The sequence below is a fragment of the Citrobacter sp. Marseille-Q5395 genome (assembly GCF_947057495.1).
GTDB classification, from domain to species: Bacteria; Pseudomonadota; Gammaproteobacteria; order Enterobacterales; family Enterobacteriaceae; genus Citrobacter; species Citrobacter murliniae.
In genome coordinates this window covers 42,374-59,797 of sequence record NZ_CAMSEL010000020.1, presented here as the reverse complement: position 1 = coordinate 59,797, position 17,424 = coordinate 42,374, and the positions used below count along the sequence as shown (strand labels likewise).

General features: G+C 47.9%; 17 protein-coding genes. 12 read left to right on the top strand and 5 right to left on the bottom strand.

Annotated features, from left to right (window positions below; all coding sequences use genetic code 11):
* Nucleotides 1-10: 10 nt before the first annotated feature.
* From tssF to OH663_RS20425, 7 genes are all read left to right on the top strand, one after another.
* Nucleotides 11-1,765 (top strand): type VI secretion system baseplate subunit TssF, encoded by a 1,755-nt coding sequence (tssF, locus tag OH663_RS20455; protein ID WP_200011966.1) that lies wholly within the window; start codon nucleotides 11-13, stop codon nucleotides 1,763-1,765.
* Entirely contained in the window at nucleotides 1,729-2,814 is a 1,086-nt protein-coding gene (gene tssG / locus OH663_RS20450) for a type VI secretion system baseplate subunit TssG (protein WP_200011962.1), read from the top strand. Before tssF ends, tssG begins: the two co-directional genes overlap by 37 nt.
* The gene (tssJ, locus tag OH663_RS20445; protein ID WP_263525826.1) at nucleotides 2,792-3,337 is read left to right on the top strand and encodes a type VI secretion system lipoprotein TssJ; all 546 of its coding nucleotides are present in this window, start codon (nucleotides 2,792-2,794) and stop codon (nucleotides 3,335-3,337) included. The genes tssG and tssJ overlap by 23 nt, the downstream gene beginning before the upstream one ends.
* On the top strand, nucleotides 3,337-3,792 hold the full coding sequence (tssE, locus tag OH663_RS20440) for a type VI secretion system baseplate subunit TssE (protein ID WP_045441470.1): 456 nt from the start codon (nucleotides 3,337-3,339) through the stop codon (nucleotides 3,790-3,792). Before tssJ ends, tssE begins: the two co-directional genes overlap by 1 nt.
* A 78-nt stretch (nucleotides 3,793-3,870) precedes the next feature.
* Nucleotides 3,871-5,118, top strand: coding sequence for a VasL domain-containing protein (locus OH663_RS20435; RefSeq protein WP_200011953.1), 1,248 nt, complete (start codon nucleotides 3,871-3,873; stop codon nucleotides 5,116-5,118).
* Nucleotides 5,119-5,791: 673 nt separating this feature from the next.
* Nucleotides 5,792-7,168, top strand: coding sequence for an argininosuccinate lyase (argH, locus tag OH663_RS20430; RefSeq protein WP_045441475.1), 1,377 nt, complete (start codon nucleotides 5,792-5,794; stop codon nucleotides 7,166-7,168).
* 62 nt (nucleotides 7,169-7,230) lie between these two features.
* Nucleotides 7,231-8,547 (top strand): anaerobic C4-dicarboxylate transporter family protein, encoded by a 1,317-nt coding sequence (locus OH663_RS20425; RefSeq protein ID WP_045441476.1) that lies wholly within the window; start codon nucleotides 7,231-7,233, stop codon nucleotides 8,545-8,547.
* A gap of 89 nt (nucleotides 8,548-8,636) precedes the next feature.
* Here the strand turns inward: OH663_RS20425 and OH663_RS20420 are convergent, their stop codons facing one another.
* A complete protein-coding gene (locus OH663_RS20420; protein WP_081918197.1) occupies nucleotides 8,637-9,953 on the bottom strand; it encodes an anaerobic C4-dicarboxylate transporter family protein in 1,317 nt (438 codons plus the stop codon).
* Nucleotides 9,954-10,098: 145 nt separating this feature from the next.
* Between OH663_RS20420 and OH663_RS20415 the strand changes: the two genes are divergently transcribed.
* From OH663_RS20415 to OH663_RS20395, 5 genes are all read left to right on the top strand, one after another.
* Entirely contained in the window at nucleotides 10,099-10,755 is a 657-nt protein-coding gene (locus tag OH663_RS20415; protein ID WP_048221693.1) for a FadR/GntR family transcriptional regulator, read from the top strand.
* Nucleotides 10,756-10,833: 78 nt separating this feature from the next.
* Nucleotides 10,834-11,190, top strand: a complete 357-nt coding sequence (locus OH663_RS20410) for a YcgJ family protein (RefSeq protein ID WP_200011945.1) — start codon at nucleotides 10,834-10,836, stop codon at nucleotides 11,188-11,190.
* Between the two features lie 186 nt (nucleotides 11,191-11,376).
* A complete protein-coding gene (gene deoD / locus OH663_RS20405; protein WP_048221692.1) occupies nucleotides 11,377-12,084 on the top strand; it encodes a purine-nucleoside phosphorylase in 708 nt (235 codons plus the stop codon).
* Nucleotides 12,085-12,122: 38 nt separating this feature from the next.
* Complete coding sequence (gene tsgA / locus OH663_RS20400; protein WP_045441480.1) at nucleotides 12,123-13,277, top strand: MFS transporter TsgA; 1,155 nt, start codon at nucleotides 12,123-12,125, stop codon at nucleotides 13,275-13,277.
* A gap of 95 nt (nucleotides 13,278-13,372) precedes the next feature.
* On the top strand, nucleotides 13,373-14,209 hold the full coding sequence (locus OH663_RS20395; protein WP_045441481.1) for a nucleoside-specific channel-forming Tsx family protein: 837 nt from the start codon (nucleotides 13,373-13,375) through the stop codon (nucleotides 14,207-14,209).
* Between the two features lie 46 nt (nucleotides 14,210-14,255).
* Here OH663_RS20395 and OH663_RS20390 read toward each other — a convergent pair whose 3' ends face one another.
* From OH663_RS20390 to dsbA, 4 genes are all read right to left on the bottom strand, one after another.
* On the bottom strand, nucleotides 14,256-14,942 hold the full coding sequence (locus OH663_RS20390; RefSeq protein ID WP_045441482.1) for a Crp/Fnr family transcriptional regulator: 687 nt from the start codon (nucleotides 14,940-14,942) through the stop codon (nucleotides 14,256-14,258).
* A gap of 142 nt (nucleotides 14,943-15,084) precedes the next feature.
* On the bottom strand, nucleotides 15,085-15,390 hold the full coding sequence (gene cbpM, locus OH663_RS20385) for a chaperone modulator CbpM (RefSeq protein WP_045441483.1): 306 nt from the start codon (nucleotides 15,388-15,390) through the stop codon (nucleotides 15,085-15,087).
* On the bottom strand, nucleotides 15,390-16,310 hold the full coding sequence (gene cbpA / locus OH663_RS20380; protein WP_200011943.1) for a curved DNA-binding protein: 921 nt from the start codon (nucleotides 16,308-16,310) through the stop codon (nucleotides 15,390-15,392). Before cbpA ends, cbpM begins: the two co-directional genes overlap by 1 nt.
* A 216-nt stretch (nucleotides 16,311-16,526) precedes the next feature.
* Entirely contained in the window at nucleotides 16,527-17,150 is a 624-nt protein-coding gene (gene dsbA / locus OH663_RS20375) for a thiol:disulfide interchange protein DsbA (protein WP_045441485.1), read from the bottom strand.
* Between the last annotated feature and the right edge of the window lie 274 nt (nucleotides 17,151-17,424).

Below are 17,424 nucleotides of genomic sequence, written 5' to 3'. Positions count from 1 at the left end.
TATAAAAACTATGGAAGATTTAACCCTGCGTTATTACGACGCTGAAATGCGCTACCTGCTGGAAGCCGGCGAAGAATTTGCCCGTGCTCATCCTGAGCAGGCGGCAATGCTCAATCTTGATAAAGCGGGTGCGCGTGACCCGTACGTGGAACGTCTGTTTGAAGGCTTTGCCTTCCTGATGGGGCGTTTACGTGAAAAGCTCGACGATGACCTGCCGGAACTGACCGAAGGGCTGGTCAGTCTGTTGTGGCCGCACTACCTGCGCACCATTCCGTCTATGTCCGTGGTGGAGTTCAGCCCCGACTGGCGTGAAATGAAAGAGCAGATGCGTATCGTCAAAGGATTCGAAGTCCTTTCCCGGCCAATTGGGGAAAAAGGCACACGTTGCCGGTATACCACCACCAAAGAGATCGGCCTTCAGCCGTTGTCGCTGGAACATGCCCGTCTGTCGACCGATCCTGATGGACGCTCTGTTGTCACTTTGCGCTTTAACTGCAGCGAACTCGCGGACTGGAGCCGTATCGATCTCAGTCATATTCCTTTCTATCTCAATGCTGATGCGCCACTGGCCTGCGCCATGCATGAAGCGTTCACCATGAATGTGGCCAGAATATGGCTGCGCATGCCTGGTGATGTGGACAGAAGACCGCTGGCCGGGCATTTCACTGCACTCGGGTTTGGTGATGACGATACCCTCTGGCCGAAGGGCAACAGCAGTTTCAGCGGTTACCAGTTGCTGCTGGAATATTTTACCTTCCGCGAGAAATTCATGTTCACGGGCCTGCGTGGGCTGGAGACCGTGGCCTTTCCGACGGAGCTTCCCTGGTTTGAAATCGACGTGGTACTGGCGGAACGCTGGGAGCATGACTTCAGCTTTAGCGAAAAGCATCTGCGTCTGAACTGCGTGCCGGTAATTAATCTGTTCCCGCTGGAATCTGACCCGCTGACGCTCAATTCACTGCAGACGGAGTACATGCTGCGCCCGATGCGCGTACAGGATGGCCATACCGAGATTTACGCCGTGGATTCGGTGATGTCATCGAGCCAGCATACTTACGTGCCGTTCTCAAGCTTTCGCCACAAAGGTGGAATGATGCGCCATGAAGCCCCGGAATATTACTACCACACCCGTGTGCGCCGCGGCCCGTCCGGACTGCATAACACCTGGCTCATCCTCGGCGGTGAAGCGTTTGATAATCACACGGTGCCGGAAGATGAAAGCCTGTCGCTGACGCTTACCGGAACCAATGGCCAGCTACCTCGCAGGGCATTGCAAAGTACCGTGCTCGACACCGTGATGAAAACCACGTCGGCCAGTATTGCGGTACACAACCTTTGTGCGCCAACGCTGCCCTGTTATCCACCCGCGCAGGACCGTTTTCACTGGCGCGTACTCAGCCATCTCGGCAGCGGATTTCTCTCGATGATGGATAACGCCGATGTGCTGCGCGGCACGCTGGCGCTGTATGAGTGGACCGACAGCGAGATGAACCGCCGACGTCTGGAAGCCATTATCGACGTGAAGCACAGCGAAACCGAGCGCTTTGAACAGGGCTACCTGGTACGCGGCGTGCAGATTGAAGTGACGCTGGACAGTCATGGTTTTGCCGGACGCGGCGATATCTGTCTGTTCGGCGAGATGCTGAGCCGCTTCTTTGCACTCTACACAGACATCTACCTGTTTAACCGCCTGATTATCATTCTGCAACCGACCGGAGAACGCCTGGAATGGGAAGAGAAACACAATCGCCGTATTCCCGGTTGACACCAAGGCTGGAGGCAGACCTTCACCGCATTAACTTTTACCGCTTATGCCAGTTGCTGGAGAAACTCAATCCCGACAGGCCATTGATGGGCTCAACCAGCCATCCAACCGATGATCCGGTGCGCTTTGCGCCGCATCCGGGGATGGGCTTTCCGGTCAGTGAGCTGAAGGCGGTTGAGTATGATGAAGACGATGACAACAAACCGCCGGTCATCCGTACCACGTTTATGGGGATGTATGGTGTTGATTCCCCGTTGCCGACGGCCTATCTCGATGACATTACCCAGCGCCGGGAAGGGCATGAGGCGCTGCAGGGGTTTCTGGATATCTTCAGCCACCGCATCCTGACCCAGTTTTACCGCATCTGGCGCAAATACTCCTATCCGGCAGCCTTCGAACCCGGTGGTACCGACAGTATCTCACAGTCACTGCTGGGTCTGGTGGGGCTGGGGATCCCAGGCACGGCAAACCAAATTGCCACCCCGGTGTCACGCTTTCTGGCATTACTGGGTGTGTTGCGTCAGCCGGGTAAAACCCAGGAGGGGATGCAGTCGCTGATTAGCCTGCTTGCACCGGATACCACCGTGCAGGTCAGCCCCTACTGTCTTCGGCCGGTGGAAGTGAATCAGCCTCTGGGCTTTTACGGTAATGAGGATTTTCTACTGGACGGTAATACGCCCCTGGGTGACGAAGCGATGGATGCCAACAGCCAGTTGCTGATTGCCCTGTCCACGGATAATGAGCAGGAAGCGCAGGGCTGGAAGCCGGATGGTCTGCTGTATCAGGATTTTCTGGTGATGTTGCGGGTTTATCTGGGCTGGCGATTCAAGGCAAAAATTACCCTGACTACCCGTACCCGCCTGCTGGCTGTACCGCCGTTAGGTGAAGGGCCATTCTGGCTTGGGATGAATGGTGTGCTGGGTGTGGAAGACGATGAATGTCTGGACGATATCCCGCAAACCTTTACGACGGAACTGGGTTATTACACCGGGCTGGAGCCTGCGAAACCACAACAAGGAAACCGACGTGTTACGTATAAATTTAACTAAGACCACGTGCTGTCTACTGCCGCTGCTGGCATTCAGTCTGGCAGGCAGTGGGGTGACGCAGGGCGTCACCGATGGCACTAAATCGGCCTTCAATGCCATTTTTTACAAGAAGATTAAGGTACTACACCTGGATTTTACCGCTCGCGAAGCCCTGAACACCGATGCACGTGAGAACAACACGCTCTCCGAGTCGGTCGTGGTGCGAATTTATCAGCTCAAAGATAATAAAACCTTCGACAAGAGCGTGTACCAGCAACTGCTGAAAGACAGTGAAACGGCTCTCGGGGCTGATCTTTTGGCCACCCGCGATGTGGTGGTTAAACCTGGTGGAGATGTACTGCTCGATATGCCGATGGAAGAGGGGGCGAAATACGTCGCCGTGGTGGGATTGTTCCGCCATCCCGATATGGTGAAAAATACATGGAAGCTGATGATAGACCGTGAAGAACTCGATCCGGACAAGGCGCGGGTGATTGAGGCAGGGAATAACCATCTGACGTTGTTACCGATAAAGGATAAATAATGCCTCAGACTCACAAATCCCCTTCGCTGTATGAGATGCTCGCGGGTAATTTCTCCGGTGGTCTCGACCTTCACCAGGTCAGTGAAGAAAATCAGGTCATCCTGTCCGTACTGGACAACATGCAGCGCGTGCTTAACTGCCGCGCAGGGACGCTGGCACATCTGCCAGACTACGGCCTTCCGGACATGACCAAAATCCTGCAAGGGATGCCCGGTACGGCGCATGAGCTGATGGGGACTCTGTCGGCCGTATTACTCAAATATGAACCACGCCTGAAAACAATAGCGGTTGTGCTGCTGGAACAGGAAATCCCTGGCGAACTGCGTTATGCCATTGACGCTGAACTCAAAGGTATTGGCCTGGTACGCTATGGCACGGAGTTTAAACCCGAAGGGCGGGTACTATTGAGACACCTCAAACAACAGCAGTATCTCGGCACGACTACCCGCGCGTAATCACTTTTGATCTCTTCGCTATCGTTCTGCGTGACAAAAATCGGGCAATAAGCATACAGGTTAAATGGATATCTGGTCATGAATGACATTCACTCTCGTAAAGTTAAAACTGGCGGCGATCCGCGCCTGCTGGCGGATTATGCTGCTCTGCGTGATGAGCTTGCCAAACTCTCACACCCGGCGCGGCCTGATGTTGACTGGGGACGTGTTGAGCAACTGAGTCTGGCATTGTTTTGCCAGAACGGCGTCGAACTGCAAACGGCGTGCTGGTATACGCTGGCACGCACACGGATGGCGGGGCTGGTGGGGCTTAATGAAGGGTTGGCTGTTCTGGAAGCCTTGTTGATGCATCAATGGGGAACGCTCTGGCCGCAACTGGTCCATGCCAGGATGGAGATCCTCGCTGGATTCACCCAGCGCCTGCACTCAGTGTTGCGGACGCTGGAGCTGAATTATGTTGACCTGCCACAGGTTTACAGGGCGGAAGAGCACCTTGATGCTTTGTGTAAGCATTTGCAGCGTCTGGAGTTAAAAAACGCCAGTCAGATAGGGGAGCTATGCGCCTTTATGCATAATGCGGTGATACGCCTCGAAAATATTGATGCAGGCAGTGGTGACACGGGAGCTGTGACCATACCCGCGTCATCTGTTGGTTCAGTGAGTCCGGTATCTGCTGTTCCGTCTGAACCTCTGATTTACATTGTCCGTGAAGACCTCGCCACACCACGCATTGTGCCTGAATCTTCTGAGCCGGGAACGGGCTGTTCGTGGAAAAGTTTTGTGGGGGGAGTGCTGACCACGCTGGTGCTGGGTTCAGCAGGGCTGTGGGGCTGGCAGCAAATAAATCCGCCAACCAGCAGCCCGTTACCCATAGTGGCAAATGAGGCCGCCCTGACAGAGCTGGCGCAGCTATCACCACTGTGGCTGCAAAACTACGGCTTTGTGCTTGCTGCTACTGCTCAACCAACTGAAGCTGAAAAATTGAAAGTGCAATGGCAGCGTTACATCAGCAGTAACGCTTTGCCTGCATCATCGCTTTCTGGCTGGCATGAGGGCATGGGTGGTCTGCAGGTATTAACTCAGCGCCTGAATGCACTGGATGAGCGCAAAGGGAAATACCTGACCGGCTCAGAACTGAAATCGATGGTCTTTGCCATCACACAGAATTTTAGTCGGGCGGTGCCAGTTGAAGAACAACTGTACCAACTGAGTCTGATGGATGCTGGAGCACAATCGCCAGAAGCCTTGATGCTGCAAACGGATATGCATCTGCATCAGCTAATTAACCGTTACATGCTGATAAAACAACAGACAGTAAAGCCCTAAAAGAAGGGTTATGAGTGTCCAACGACCGCTGCGCGCGGGAGCTGTTTGTCGCCGGGTTTGCGATTTTTTGCTTTAGTATCAGTAATAATCGCCATCGCGTAGCGCACCATCTGCCGCCAGATAAAAGAGGGAGTTGGACCTCTCTTTGTAAGGGATTCTCTTGCCCGAGTTTTTTATCCGTTACCTGCCACCCAGATCACTCATGATCCAGGTATCCCACGTTGATATACACGTCATCCTCCACGCTTCCTCGGCGTTGACTACGTTCGCTTACCCAAGTCACTTACCAGAGTAAGCTCATCGGGATTAATGAGAGACATCCATGTCTCTCACCGAAGGCCAGCCTGCTGATGGGCAAATTCGTTTCTGCTGCCCCCTCCAAAATAAACATATCCCCCTCAATTGTCGCCAAATAAAATAATCTCTATTCCATTTTTGCGCCTTTAATTAATGCAACTTTGAATCAAGTTGCATTTAAATGTGATCTGTATCTTATTTTTCAGCCATTAATGCGAAAGCAATAAAGTTTAATAAATATAATTAATGTCTGTATAAATTGATTTAATGCCTTCATTTGTTGACAATTAAGATGGTGCTTTTGTAATCTGAGGACGAATTAAAACTGATTAAATCCAAATTTAACCATTCTGCAACACTTATACTGGAGGTTTTTATGTCTACGAAGTTATGGGGTGGGCGTTTTGATATGCCGACAAATAAACTAGTCGAATCATATAACGCGACCATTATGCTGGAGCAGCGTCTTTGCCCTTTTGATATTAAAGGGAGTATTGCGCACGCCACGATGTTGGGCCGTCAGGGAATTATTACTGAGAGTGAAGCAAATACCATCATTGGTGGCCTGAGGCAGGTAGATAAAGAGATTGAAGATGGGCAATTTGTTTTCGATACGGCTGATGAAGATATTCATATGGCTATTGAGAGACGAATGACAGAAATTATTGGTCCTGTTGGTGGGAAGTTGCATACCGGGCGCAGTCGTAACGACCAAACTACCGTTGACTCTAAAATGCATATGAGAGCAACAATTCGGGAAATTCAGCAGGATATTGTCAATCTTCAAAAAATTATCATCGCCAAAGCTGAAAATAATATTAATGCGATAATGCCTGGTTATACCCACTTACAAACAGGTCAGCCTATTCTTCTTTCACACTGGATTATGGCGTATTACTGGATGTTACGCCGTGACTGGACGCGATTCGAAGATCTCTATCAACGCATGGGTGAGTGTCCGTTAGGTGCGGCGGCCCTCGCAGGTACCACTTTCCCAATTGATCGTGAGTTTACCGCTCATGAATTGGGTTTTGATAAGCCAACAGAAAACAGTATTGATTCCGTAAGTGACCGCGATCATATGGTCGAGTTTACCGCAGCCGCAGCTGTATGTTTTATGCATCTCACCCGTCTTTCAGAAGAACTGGTTTTATTCTCCAGCCAGGACTTCAAATTTATTGAGCTTTCTGATGATTTTTGTACGGGCTCCAGCATCATGCCACAGAAAAAAAATCCTGATGTTGCTGAGAAAATGCGGGGTAAAGGTGGCCGTATGTACGGAAATCTGATGGCAATGCTGACCATCATGAAAGGGATCCCTCTCGCCTATAATACTGATATGAGTGAGGATAAAGAGCAGGTCTATGATTCTATGGATACTCTGCAAACCAGCCTGAAAATTATGGCTCCTATGCTCGAGAAAATGACTGTTCTTTCGGAGAATACTCGCGGTGCCGCTGCCAGAGGATTCTCTAATGCGACTGATATGGCAGATTATCTTGTCCGCAAAGGGATCCCATTCAGGGAGGCCCATCATATTGTTGGTAGTGCAGTGAATTACTGTATTAAACATAAAAAGATGCTAGAAGAACTCACATTAGAAGAGTTCCATTCTTTTGATGATAAAATTGAGAACGATATTTACGATAGCATCTCCTTAGAATCCTGTATTAAAGCGAGAATGTCTTATGGCGGAACCGGACCTGATGCAGTTAAAAAACAAATTGAAAATGCCAAGTCTTATTTAAAGTAATCCCTGTCATAATAATCAATGCCTCCCGGGTGCAATATTCGGGAGGTGCTTTAAGGTGAAAAATGGACGCTTTATTCTTTATACAATTATTTATTGTGCTCGCCTGTATTGGTATCGGTGGGCGCTATGGCGGAATGGGGCTCGGTGCGGGTGGTGGGCTTGGTGTAACAATATTAGTTTTAGGTTTTGGATTAAAACCATCCGCACCATCAATTACGGCCATGTTAATTATTATTTGTGTTATTGGGGCTGTGAGTATATTGCAGGCCGCAGGTGGGCTTGATTATCTTGTGCGCGTGGCTGAAAAATTACTGCGTAAAAAACCTCAGGCTATTACGTTTGTTGCGCCAATATTAACTTCCATATTTACACTATTCTGCGGTACCACGTACGTTGCATTCTCATTGTATCCTGTTGTTGCTGAAGTTGCGGCGGAGGCGAAGGTTCGCCCAGAACGAGCGTTATCTGCAACTGTTATTGCTGCCAGTGTTGCGGTCGCAGCTAGTCCGATGAGCGCAGCTACCGCAGGGATGCTTGCTATTTTGCATGAATATGCCGGCATTACTCTTGGACAGATACTGACAATCGCTCTCCCTTCATTTTTTATGGCGGCAATTGTTACCAGTTTTTCAGTCTACAAACGCGGTAAAGAGCTGGAAGATGATCCAGAGTTTCAGCGCCGTGTTGCTGCTGGTGAATATGAGTTCATGCATAATGAGCAGAAAAAAGAGTATGTTGCTACGCCAGGTGCCAAAAAAGGCGTCGCGATATTTGCAGTTGGCGTGATGTTGGTGCTCATCCTGGGATCTTTTACCGGACTTCTGCCTTCATGGGATGGGAAAAGGCTATCAACGCCAATGGTTATTCAGATGATCATGCTGACAGCCGCGCTGTTTATTATGATTGTCAGTAAAGTCCCCAGTAATACGTTCAATACGGGGTCTGTCTTCCGCGCAGGTCTAATGGGGGTGGTAGCAATCCTCGGTGTTTCATGGATGACAGCGACCTTTTTTGATGCCTACCAACCAGAACTGATAAAAGTGTTTGGGGGGATTGTTAGTGGTGCTCCGATGCTCTTTGGCGTGGTTGTTTTCTTGTTCTCCCTGGTTATTATGAGCCCTGCTGCAACGGTTGCTGCTATTATGCCGTTAGGTGTTACGCTAAATATTCCCGCGCCGTTTCTAATCGCAATACTTGCCTGTACATGTGGAGACTTCATTATTCCAGGTGCCAACCAAATTGGTTGTGTTGCGTTTGACAGGACAGGTACGACTAAAATAGGGCGGTTTGTTATCAACCACAGCTACATTCGCCCGGGTTTTGTTATGGTCATTTCTCAGGTTATTTTTGCCTACCTGATTGCGCAGGTTGTCCTTTAAAGTTTGCGTAGTAAATCTAATTACAGGCATCCTCTTCTGTGCTTCATCAGAAGAGGATGCCTTGCAGACTTTCTCCAGTCGCTTCGGCGCTACGCCAGTAAATTAGAAATGAGAAAGCAGAAAATGGTTGAGGCGAGAACGGTAACCAGACCTGGTAACATATAGCTGTGATTCACTACATACTTACCAATACGTGTTGTTCCTGTACGGTCGAAAGCAACACAGCCAATCTGCGCTCCCCCTGGAATAATGAATGATCCGCAGGTTACCGGAAGCAAGGCAATTAATGTTTCTGCCGGATATCCCATTAACACACCCGCAGGCAGTAATGCCACTGCCGTCGCTGCCGGACTGTAAATCACAGCGGAAAGACCGAACACAATAATGCCAAACAGCACCGGATTATGAAAACCGTGGAAAGCGGTGTTAAATAATTCGTGCCATGCCTCAAAGAAGGAGTTCATCATCCATGACAGACCAAATATGGCGACCACTCCCACCAGTCCTGCTTTAAATACAGATCCTGAGTCGAGTTTTGAAGGCGAAATTCGGCACACCATCATAATAATACATGCTGTTGTCAGCATAATTATCTGCAACGTTGTCGGGATGCTCATGCGCTCCATCCCGGTACCGTTATTCCACACCGGACGTAATTCAGGAATTGACCCCATAACGACAACCAGGATGATACCGGTAAGGAAAATCAGCAATCCTCTCTTTGCCTCTTTTGTCACCATGCTGGCAGTGCGTTCTTCAGCCTTTATTGACTCAAACTCACCTTCCGCAATCCTGCGCTGAAATTCAGGATCATCTTCGAGTTCATGACCTCGTTTAAAGACAAACAAACAGCCAACAAGACAGCCAAGAAATGTGCCGGGGACTGTGACAGACAGGATATCCAAAGCCGATACATGTAATCCGGCAAGAACGGCGATTGTTCCGGTAACGACTGCACTTACCGGGCTGGCAATGAGACCGAAATTAGCGGCAATAACTGACATCGACATTGCTCGCTCTGGCCGAACCCTGGCATCGGCTGCAATTTCTGCAATCACCGGATAAACGGAAAAAGCGACATATCCTGTCCCGCAAATAGCGGTAAAAAGATAAGCAACAGCAGGGCCCAGAAAGGTTATTGCACCTGGCCATTTCCTTAGGATCCGCTCCGCCATAGTAACAAATAAATCAAGACCGCCAGCTGCCTGAAGAATAGTGATACACGTGATAACAGCCAGAATGATGGAGATGACTGTTATCGGAGGAGAATCGGGGGGGAGTCCAAATCCAAAAGTCAGGATTGCCAGTCCTAACCCACCCGCAGCACCCAAACCAATCCCGCCAAAACGCCCGCCTATACCGATACATGTAAGAACTATCGCAAACTGAGTTACGAATAACATCATAATTAATTCCTTTTTATTAACAAATAGCTTAATATAATTTGAATAATAATGGGGTATAATCTTATCATAACAATAAAATAATTAACTCAACTTATTGTATTATTTATACTTACGATTGTTTCGGTACCTTAATCTGAGAGTGTATATGGATAAGAAAAACGAACTATTTGAAAATATTAAAAATTATCTGCTTGATGATGCAAACCGAGATGCTGATGGACGTATCGAAACAGAAACTGAACTTGCAATTCGTTTTAATACATCAAGATATAAAGTTCGCCAGGCGCTCGGGACGCTTGTGCAAATGGGAATGCTTGAGCGCGCTCCCCGACGGGGTAGTGTGTTAAAAAATGTGGGCTCTCATAACATAAATAACCAACTGTTGATGCAGTTTGACCTGTCCGGGTTTGATATCTCAGAGTTTACTGAGGCAAGGATCTTAATCGAGTGCGCTATCATTCCTCTGGCAACGCGAAGAATTTTTCCAGCAATGCTGTCAAAACTTGAAAACGAACTCCGGCTTATTGAGGAAAACGCTGACAATCCGCAGGAAGCTGACCGTCATGACAGGGATTTTCATTTACTCCTGCTACAGGCGAGTGGCAATCGTGTCCTGCAGGTTTTTTCTGACGTTCTGATTACCTACTTTGAAAAAACCAGAGAGTCATTACCCGCCAACGACCGCCAGTATTTCATTGATACAGCGACGAAACAAAGAGAGATCCTGGCGCATATTAAAAAGGGTGATGCACAGGCCGCCTCGGAGTTGATGAGAGCGCATTTACTGGAAAAGCGACTGTAAATATTACGCCCGGGTGTCATTCTGTTCGGATGAGAGAAGCAGGCAAAAGCGGCTGGCGAAGAATATAAGGAGAGAAAGATGATAAAAGTGTTGGGCCTGCTGGCAGTGAGTGTTCTGTCATTGCCAGTGAACGCAGCGACAGTTGAGCCATACAGTCCGGCCCCGGGCGTGCTGTGTGATAAATCGATCTGTGCCAATAAGCACGGTATATCGGTGGCGCTGACCACCAGGTATGTCGGCAAGAAGAAGGGCGAAAAGCTGGCAGCGGCCGGGCAATTTGATACAACCGCTTTTACATTCCGGGGCGGTCTGTTTTGTGACACCAATGAGCGTCTGTGCCGGGACGATCGCTATTTTGGTCCGGACGGTAAGCGTAGCGGAAAAGTGAACCCCCATTATACCGCGTTACTGTTTGGTCACGCTGATAAGCCCTGATATGACATGATGTCACCCCGTGACTGTCGCGCGGGGTGGCGGCGTTTTCCCCGTACGGCAACGCAACAACAATAACTCTCAAAAATGAGAGGCCGATCCTCTCAGCAGGACTTTTGTCCTCAATTCTCTGCATACGTCTGGTTACAATCCCTGCATATCTTCAATATAAATGATTCAGGAATTGTTATGACTGCACATATTAATGCCAAACCGGGTGATTTTGCTTCAACTGTTATTATGCCTGGTGATCCGTTACGCGCTAAGTTTATTGCTGAAAATTACCTGGTAGATTACCGGGAAGTTACCAACGTGCGCAATATGCTGGGTTATACCGGATACTATTTCGGACAACCTGTTTCAGTAATGGGTCACGGTATGGGAATACCGTCGATGACGTTATATGCACATGAGTTGGTACATGATTTTGGTGTCCAGAGAATTATTCGGGTGGGTAGTCTGGGGGCAACACAGCACCATATTAAAATGCGCGATATTATTCTTGCCGTCGCAGCCGGAACGGACTCAGTCACGAATCTGAAACGTAGTTCTGGCTATACAATGGCAACATCGGCACACTTCCCATTATTACAACAAGCATGGATTCTGGCGCAAAAAGCGGGCATTGATATCAAAGTCGGAAATGTTTTCAGTGGCGATCTTTATTACGATCCTGATGATAATTTAATTCCTGCACTGGAGAAGTTTGGTGTTCTGGGAGTCGATATGGAAGTGGCTGGATTGTATGCCTTAGCACATCAGTTTGGGATTGAGGCGCTGGCGATTTTAACCGTGTCCGATCACTGCCTGACGGGAGAAGAAACGACTGCGGAGGAACGGCAATTAACCTTTAATAATATGATTGAGCTGGCACTGAATACAGCAGTTACAGCTTAGCGAAGAAATTTTATTGAACCAATCAGGGATGTCTTTATATGAAGAATAAAATAGCACTTACGCTGATTAGTTTTCTGGCAAATTTTATTATGGCAGGGTTTGCCAGTCAGTTTGGTATGCTGATTGAACCGATTGCAATGCGTTACAATGCCGATGTGAATGCTGTCGCATCCATTTTTTCGTTACTGAACGGAGGGGCATTAGCGGGCACGATCGCCGCTTTTTTCCTGATTGAAAAAGTCGGTGTAAAACGTATGACGTTAATTATCTATTCGATAGTTTTCCTGTGCGCACTGACAATGCATTTAAGTAGTGGTTTATGGCCAGTGATGGTCGCTATGACCCTCGTCGGTTTTTGTGGCGGTATTGGCTTATGCGTGGCAGGTACGATCGTGGTTTCTGTCTGGCAGGATCGTATTCAGAGTACGATGCTGGTGGTACAGGATGCTACGTTTAACGTTGCGGGGGTGGTTTTCCCGTTGATTACGACCTTCGCGCTAACCCACAATATGTCATGGAGTTACAGCTACCTTAGCGTTGGTATGGTGGCCTTACTGACCCTTGGGATTGTGGCACTAACTCGCTTTGCAGCTTGCGAAACAACACATGTTTCTGGCCAGACAGAAGCGGTGAAGTCAGAGTGGAATCCTGGGATTATCAGCGGTGGGATTGGTCTGTTTTTAGGTATGTTGGCGCTTTATACCTTCCTGACATGGGCACCTCTGTTTGTTAAGAATAAATTTGGTATTCCATTTGAAGAAGCCGGAAATATTATTACTCAGTATTGGGGGGCCGCACTGGTCGGCGCGTTAGTGTCAACCGGGATTGTTGCCCGCGTGAAGATACATTATTTCCTGTTAAGTATTATTTTGCTGGCTTGTATTATCACTACGATCATTGTAACGAAGAAAGATATTTCAGGGTTAGATTATCTGGCCTACAGTTATGGCTTTGTGTGCGCCGCACTGTATAACTCCTTTATTGCTTACGGTGTTTCTTTTGTGAAGCGTGCAAGTAGCCAGAACGTTTCTTACATTTTAATTAGCGGTAGTGCAGGAGCAATGTTTAGCCCGGCAATCAGCGCGGTAATGGAAAAAACGATGGGATTGCAAAAAATTATGTACGCAATACCAGTATTGTATTTGGTTATTTTTATCATGTTGCTGGGAACACTGAAGCTCAAACGTCAATAATTATTGCAAAACACTTACCTTCCTCTAATTAAGAACTATCGCCACACAACTATTCTGTGTGTGGCGCCGTTCAATCTTTCTCAAAGGAATTGAATATGTTGCGGAAAAATATATCAATGATTAAAAATCTGGTGGTTGGCGCTGTTATGAGTATGGGGTGTGCCCATGCTGTTGCTGCTGATTATACTGATGGCAATATTCGGAAGAATGATTTCAACTGGATGCAGATGAATTTAATGCAAAGCGTTGATGCTAAGGTTCCTTATGGCATTCGCAACGACACGTATCTTGAACTGGAATTTGGTGCTCGCTCTGGTATTGTCGATCTTTATGGTTACGTTGATTTCTTTGATGTTTTTGATAGCAAGCATGACGATCGTCACGGTGGTGATAACTTTTTTGCCAAAATATCACCGCGTTTTTCACTTGATGCCATCTTTAACAGAGATTTATCTGTTGGCCCGTTTAACGAATTCTATATCTCAACCGTGAACAACATTGGTGACCGGGAATTATTCGAACATTATATCGGCCTGGGAACAGATGTTAAGGTACCGTGGTTCGGTATGGTGGGGATGAACCTATACGCTCACTACGTTCGTGAAAACTATGGTGCAGATAACGAAGGTAAGTGGGATGGCTACATGTTTTCAACAAACTGGTCGACGCCGTTTTATCATTTCGCCAATGGCAGCTATTTAAACTATCAGGGGTACTTTGACTACCAGTTTGCTGCCAATAAGATTGCTGATCAGGCGTTGTACAGCAACAACGCGATTGAATGGTATAACGGCATTTACTGGCATTCAGAGCACTACGCAGTGGGTTACGGATTGAAGTATTTCCGTAATATGGCATTGATGGAAAATCACGGCGGAGCAGGGCGTACAACGGGTATCGGCCATTACTTCAGCCTTACCTATAAGTTCTAATTGTTGTTGACGGACACGCCAACATTCCGGACCCGGTGTTGGTGTGTCAGTCGATGATGTCGTTTCCCAGAAATTGCCGTAGCCCATCCAGATCTTTGATTTCCAGGCCTTGCTTTGTTTGCGTTACCAGGCCTGCATCAGTAAGCGCTTTAACCGCCCGTCGGTAGACCCGGTCGGTAGTGCCGAATCGCTCAGCTTCCTGATATTTTTTACTGAAACCATCCATGGGTTGCTTGTTTTGATGCTGTCGATAAAGATCGTAAGCCACATTATGCACGATCGGATAGAGCATCCGGTGCAGGAAAATTTCCAGCATATCCTGGTAGTCGACAGCCATTGCGCTGGCGAAGAAGATTGCCAGTCTGGGGTGCTGATTTAACGCTTCTTCCAGCCGATCGCAACTACATACCGCAACGGTGAGCGGCTCTTCGGCCACAATATCAAGCTGGCAGCGATAGCCCGTAAAGAACTCCATCTCACCAAAAAGTTGTTCGTCACACTCCATCGCGCCAAGTTGAAAACGGCGACCATTCTCAGCGCTGTAACGCAGAGAGATTCTTCCTGATTGCACCATAATCAGACGGTCGACAACCTGCCCCTGATGATAGAGATACTCATCCTCATGAATGAGCTGTGTCTCTGATAGCAGTTCCTGGAATGTCTTCTCGATAAAGGCATCATCTTGCTGCCAGATGTTATGAAAACGGCCTTTTGTGAGTGGTTTAAGCTGCATGGCTCAACGTCTTATGCTTTAGGATAATTCTTACCTCAGAATGTATGCTATCTGCCGGTTAATGTCATTAACGCTGGGGTGGGACTGACGGGAGAAAAAAGGGGCAGAGCGATGCTGCCCCCGGTGACTGGCAATAAATGCGTCATGGATGAGAGATAAAGCGGGACAGACGCTGTCTCAGCAAGCGGTTTTCCTGTCGTAAATGTGCGTTCTCTTCCAGTAATGTCAACGCAACGGCTATTCCTGGCCAGTCAAGCTCCAGCTCCTGGCGCAGGCGCAAAGCGCGCTGCACAACGGCCAGGGCATGATCGTCAAACTGCCAGTGGGCAGTCTCGTCTTCACGGGGTTCTATTACCCCTAAACCGACAATCTCATTAAGTTCCTCTGCAGAAACGCCGGTGTGCAGACAAAACTCGGTAATAGTAAAGGTGACGGTAACGTTAGCCATTATGCTTTCCCCCACTCTTTGCGCGGATCAAAGGACTTCTGTGCCTCTGCCAGCTGTTGCCACAGTGCGGCGCTGTTGTCGTCAGGTTTTGGTGGCATCACGATTTTGATCACTGCATACAGGTCGCCGGTATGTTTTTTGCTTACCAACCCCTTGCCCTTAATTCGTAAACGCTGCCCGGCCTGGCTACCAGGTGGGATAGTCAGCAGAATGCTCTCTTTGAGGGTGGGTACGGTAACTTTCGCGCCCAAAGCGGCTTCCCACGGGGCGAGGGGAACGACAATTTCCAGATCCTGATTAACAATGTCAAACAGCGGATGAGGCGCAATATGAATGACCAGCCATAAATCGCCGTTCGGTCCACCGTTCTCACCGGGAGTACCCTGGCCTTTCAAACGAATGCGTTGGCCGTTACCCACGCCGGCCGGAATTTTCACGTTCAGCGTTTTCGGAATTTCGCGATCTACCAGACCAAAAGCATTGTATACCGGCAGGCTGTAACTGATGGTACGGCTATGCTCAGTAAGCGTTTCTTCGAGAAAAACGGCAACTTCGATTTCGATATCGTGACCCCGACTGGCATGACGCTGCCGTGAATGGTGAGCATGCTTGCCAAAAATAGAGGAGAAAATGTCGTCGAAGTCTTCAGCATTGTAATTCTGTCCATCGCCCTGCTGGAACTGACGGTTGAACTGCGGGTCGTTGCGGTGCTGCCACAACTGATCGTACTCGGCTCTACGTTGTTCATCGCTCAGTACTTCCCATGCTTCAGCAACTTCTTTAAAACGGGCTTCGGCATCGGATTCTTTACTGACATCGGGATGGTATTTGCGGGCGAGTCGACGATAGGCGGTCTTGATTGTCTTGAGATCGTCCGTCGGTTTCACGCCCATGATGGCGTAATAATCCTTTAATTCCATAGCGCTCTCTCGTGTAAATCAACACATAGAAGAAGGATACCTCTGGGGAAAGGCATCTACCAATAAGTTTAGGGTAATCCTCATAAGGGTGAATGCCAACCATGACATGAAAGGAGGAGAAGACGATATGACAAGGAACAGGCATTACACCACCAACAGTCACCAGAGAGGGGCTGGAGCCTGTTGTGTGGTGCGTATAATGGTATTAACTCAACATCAGGGGCGGGAAATAAGATACTGGACAGTGTCAGCGTAGCTCTGCACAAAAGAATTTACGTCATCTGAATTTAATCCTTTAGGATTAATCATATATTTACCCTTGATAAAGATTGCGGGTACGCCTTTTAAATCTACAGCTTTAGCCAGCTCTTGTTGTTTGGCGGTCAATGATTTCACGGCAAAACTATTCCATGCTGCGTCATAATCACTGGCACTCACACCGGCGTTGATAAATATATTGCGAATATCGTCCGCTGTTTTAATGGTTTGTTTTTTCTGAACGGCATCAAACAGTAAAGGTTTGACTTTATCTTCCACGTTTAACAACATGGCAACTGACCAGGCATGCGTCATGTCTGGTCCCAGAGGACCTAAAAAGTCGACATGATACTCGGTGAGTTTGACATCAGCGGGCAAGACTTTTTTCACGTTATCAGTCACTTTGAAAACTTCATCATACTGATAGCAGGAGGGGCAATAGAAGGAGAAAAACTTCAGTGCTGCTGGTGCTGCAGGTACGGGTTTCTCCAGTGAGATGAACTGCTTGCCATCGGTAAATGATGCGGCTTGAGTGCTAACGGTAAAAAGTAAGCCGATCAGGGGTAATAAATATTTTTTCATTTCCATATACTCTGAATAACATTTAACAAACAAAGCGTTTTTATAATGGACAAGATATTAGTCCGTTTAATTATAATATTGTTTTTATTGAGGAAATGCTCCAGTCCTTACTTTCATTTACGCATCAATATGCGAAAGTACATTTTTAATATTTTCTTATAATCTGTCACGGGGTTTTCTCGGAGATGCCTCGAAAATAATGAATAATACCTGTGGTGATATTTTCATGTTGTTTTATTAGAGGTGTCATTTTTGATTGTGAAATTATTGCTGG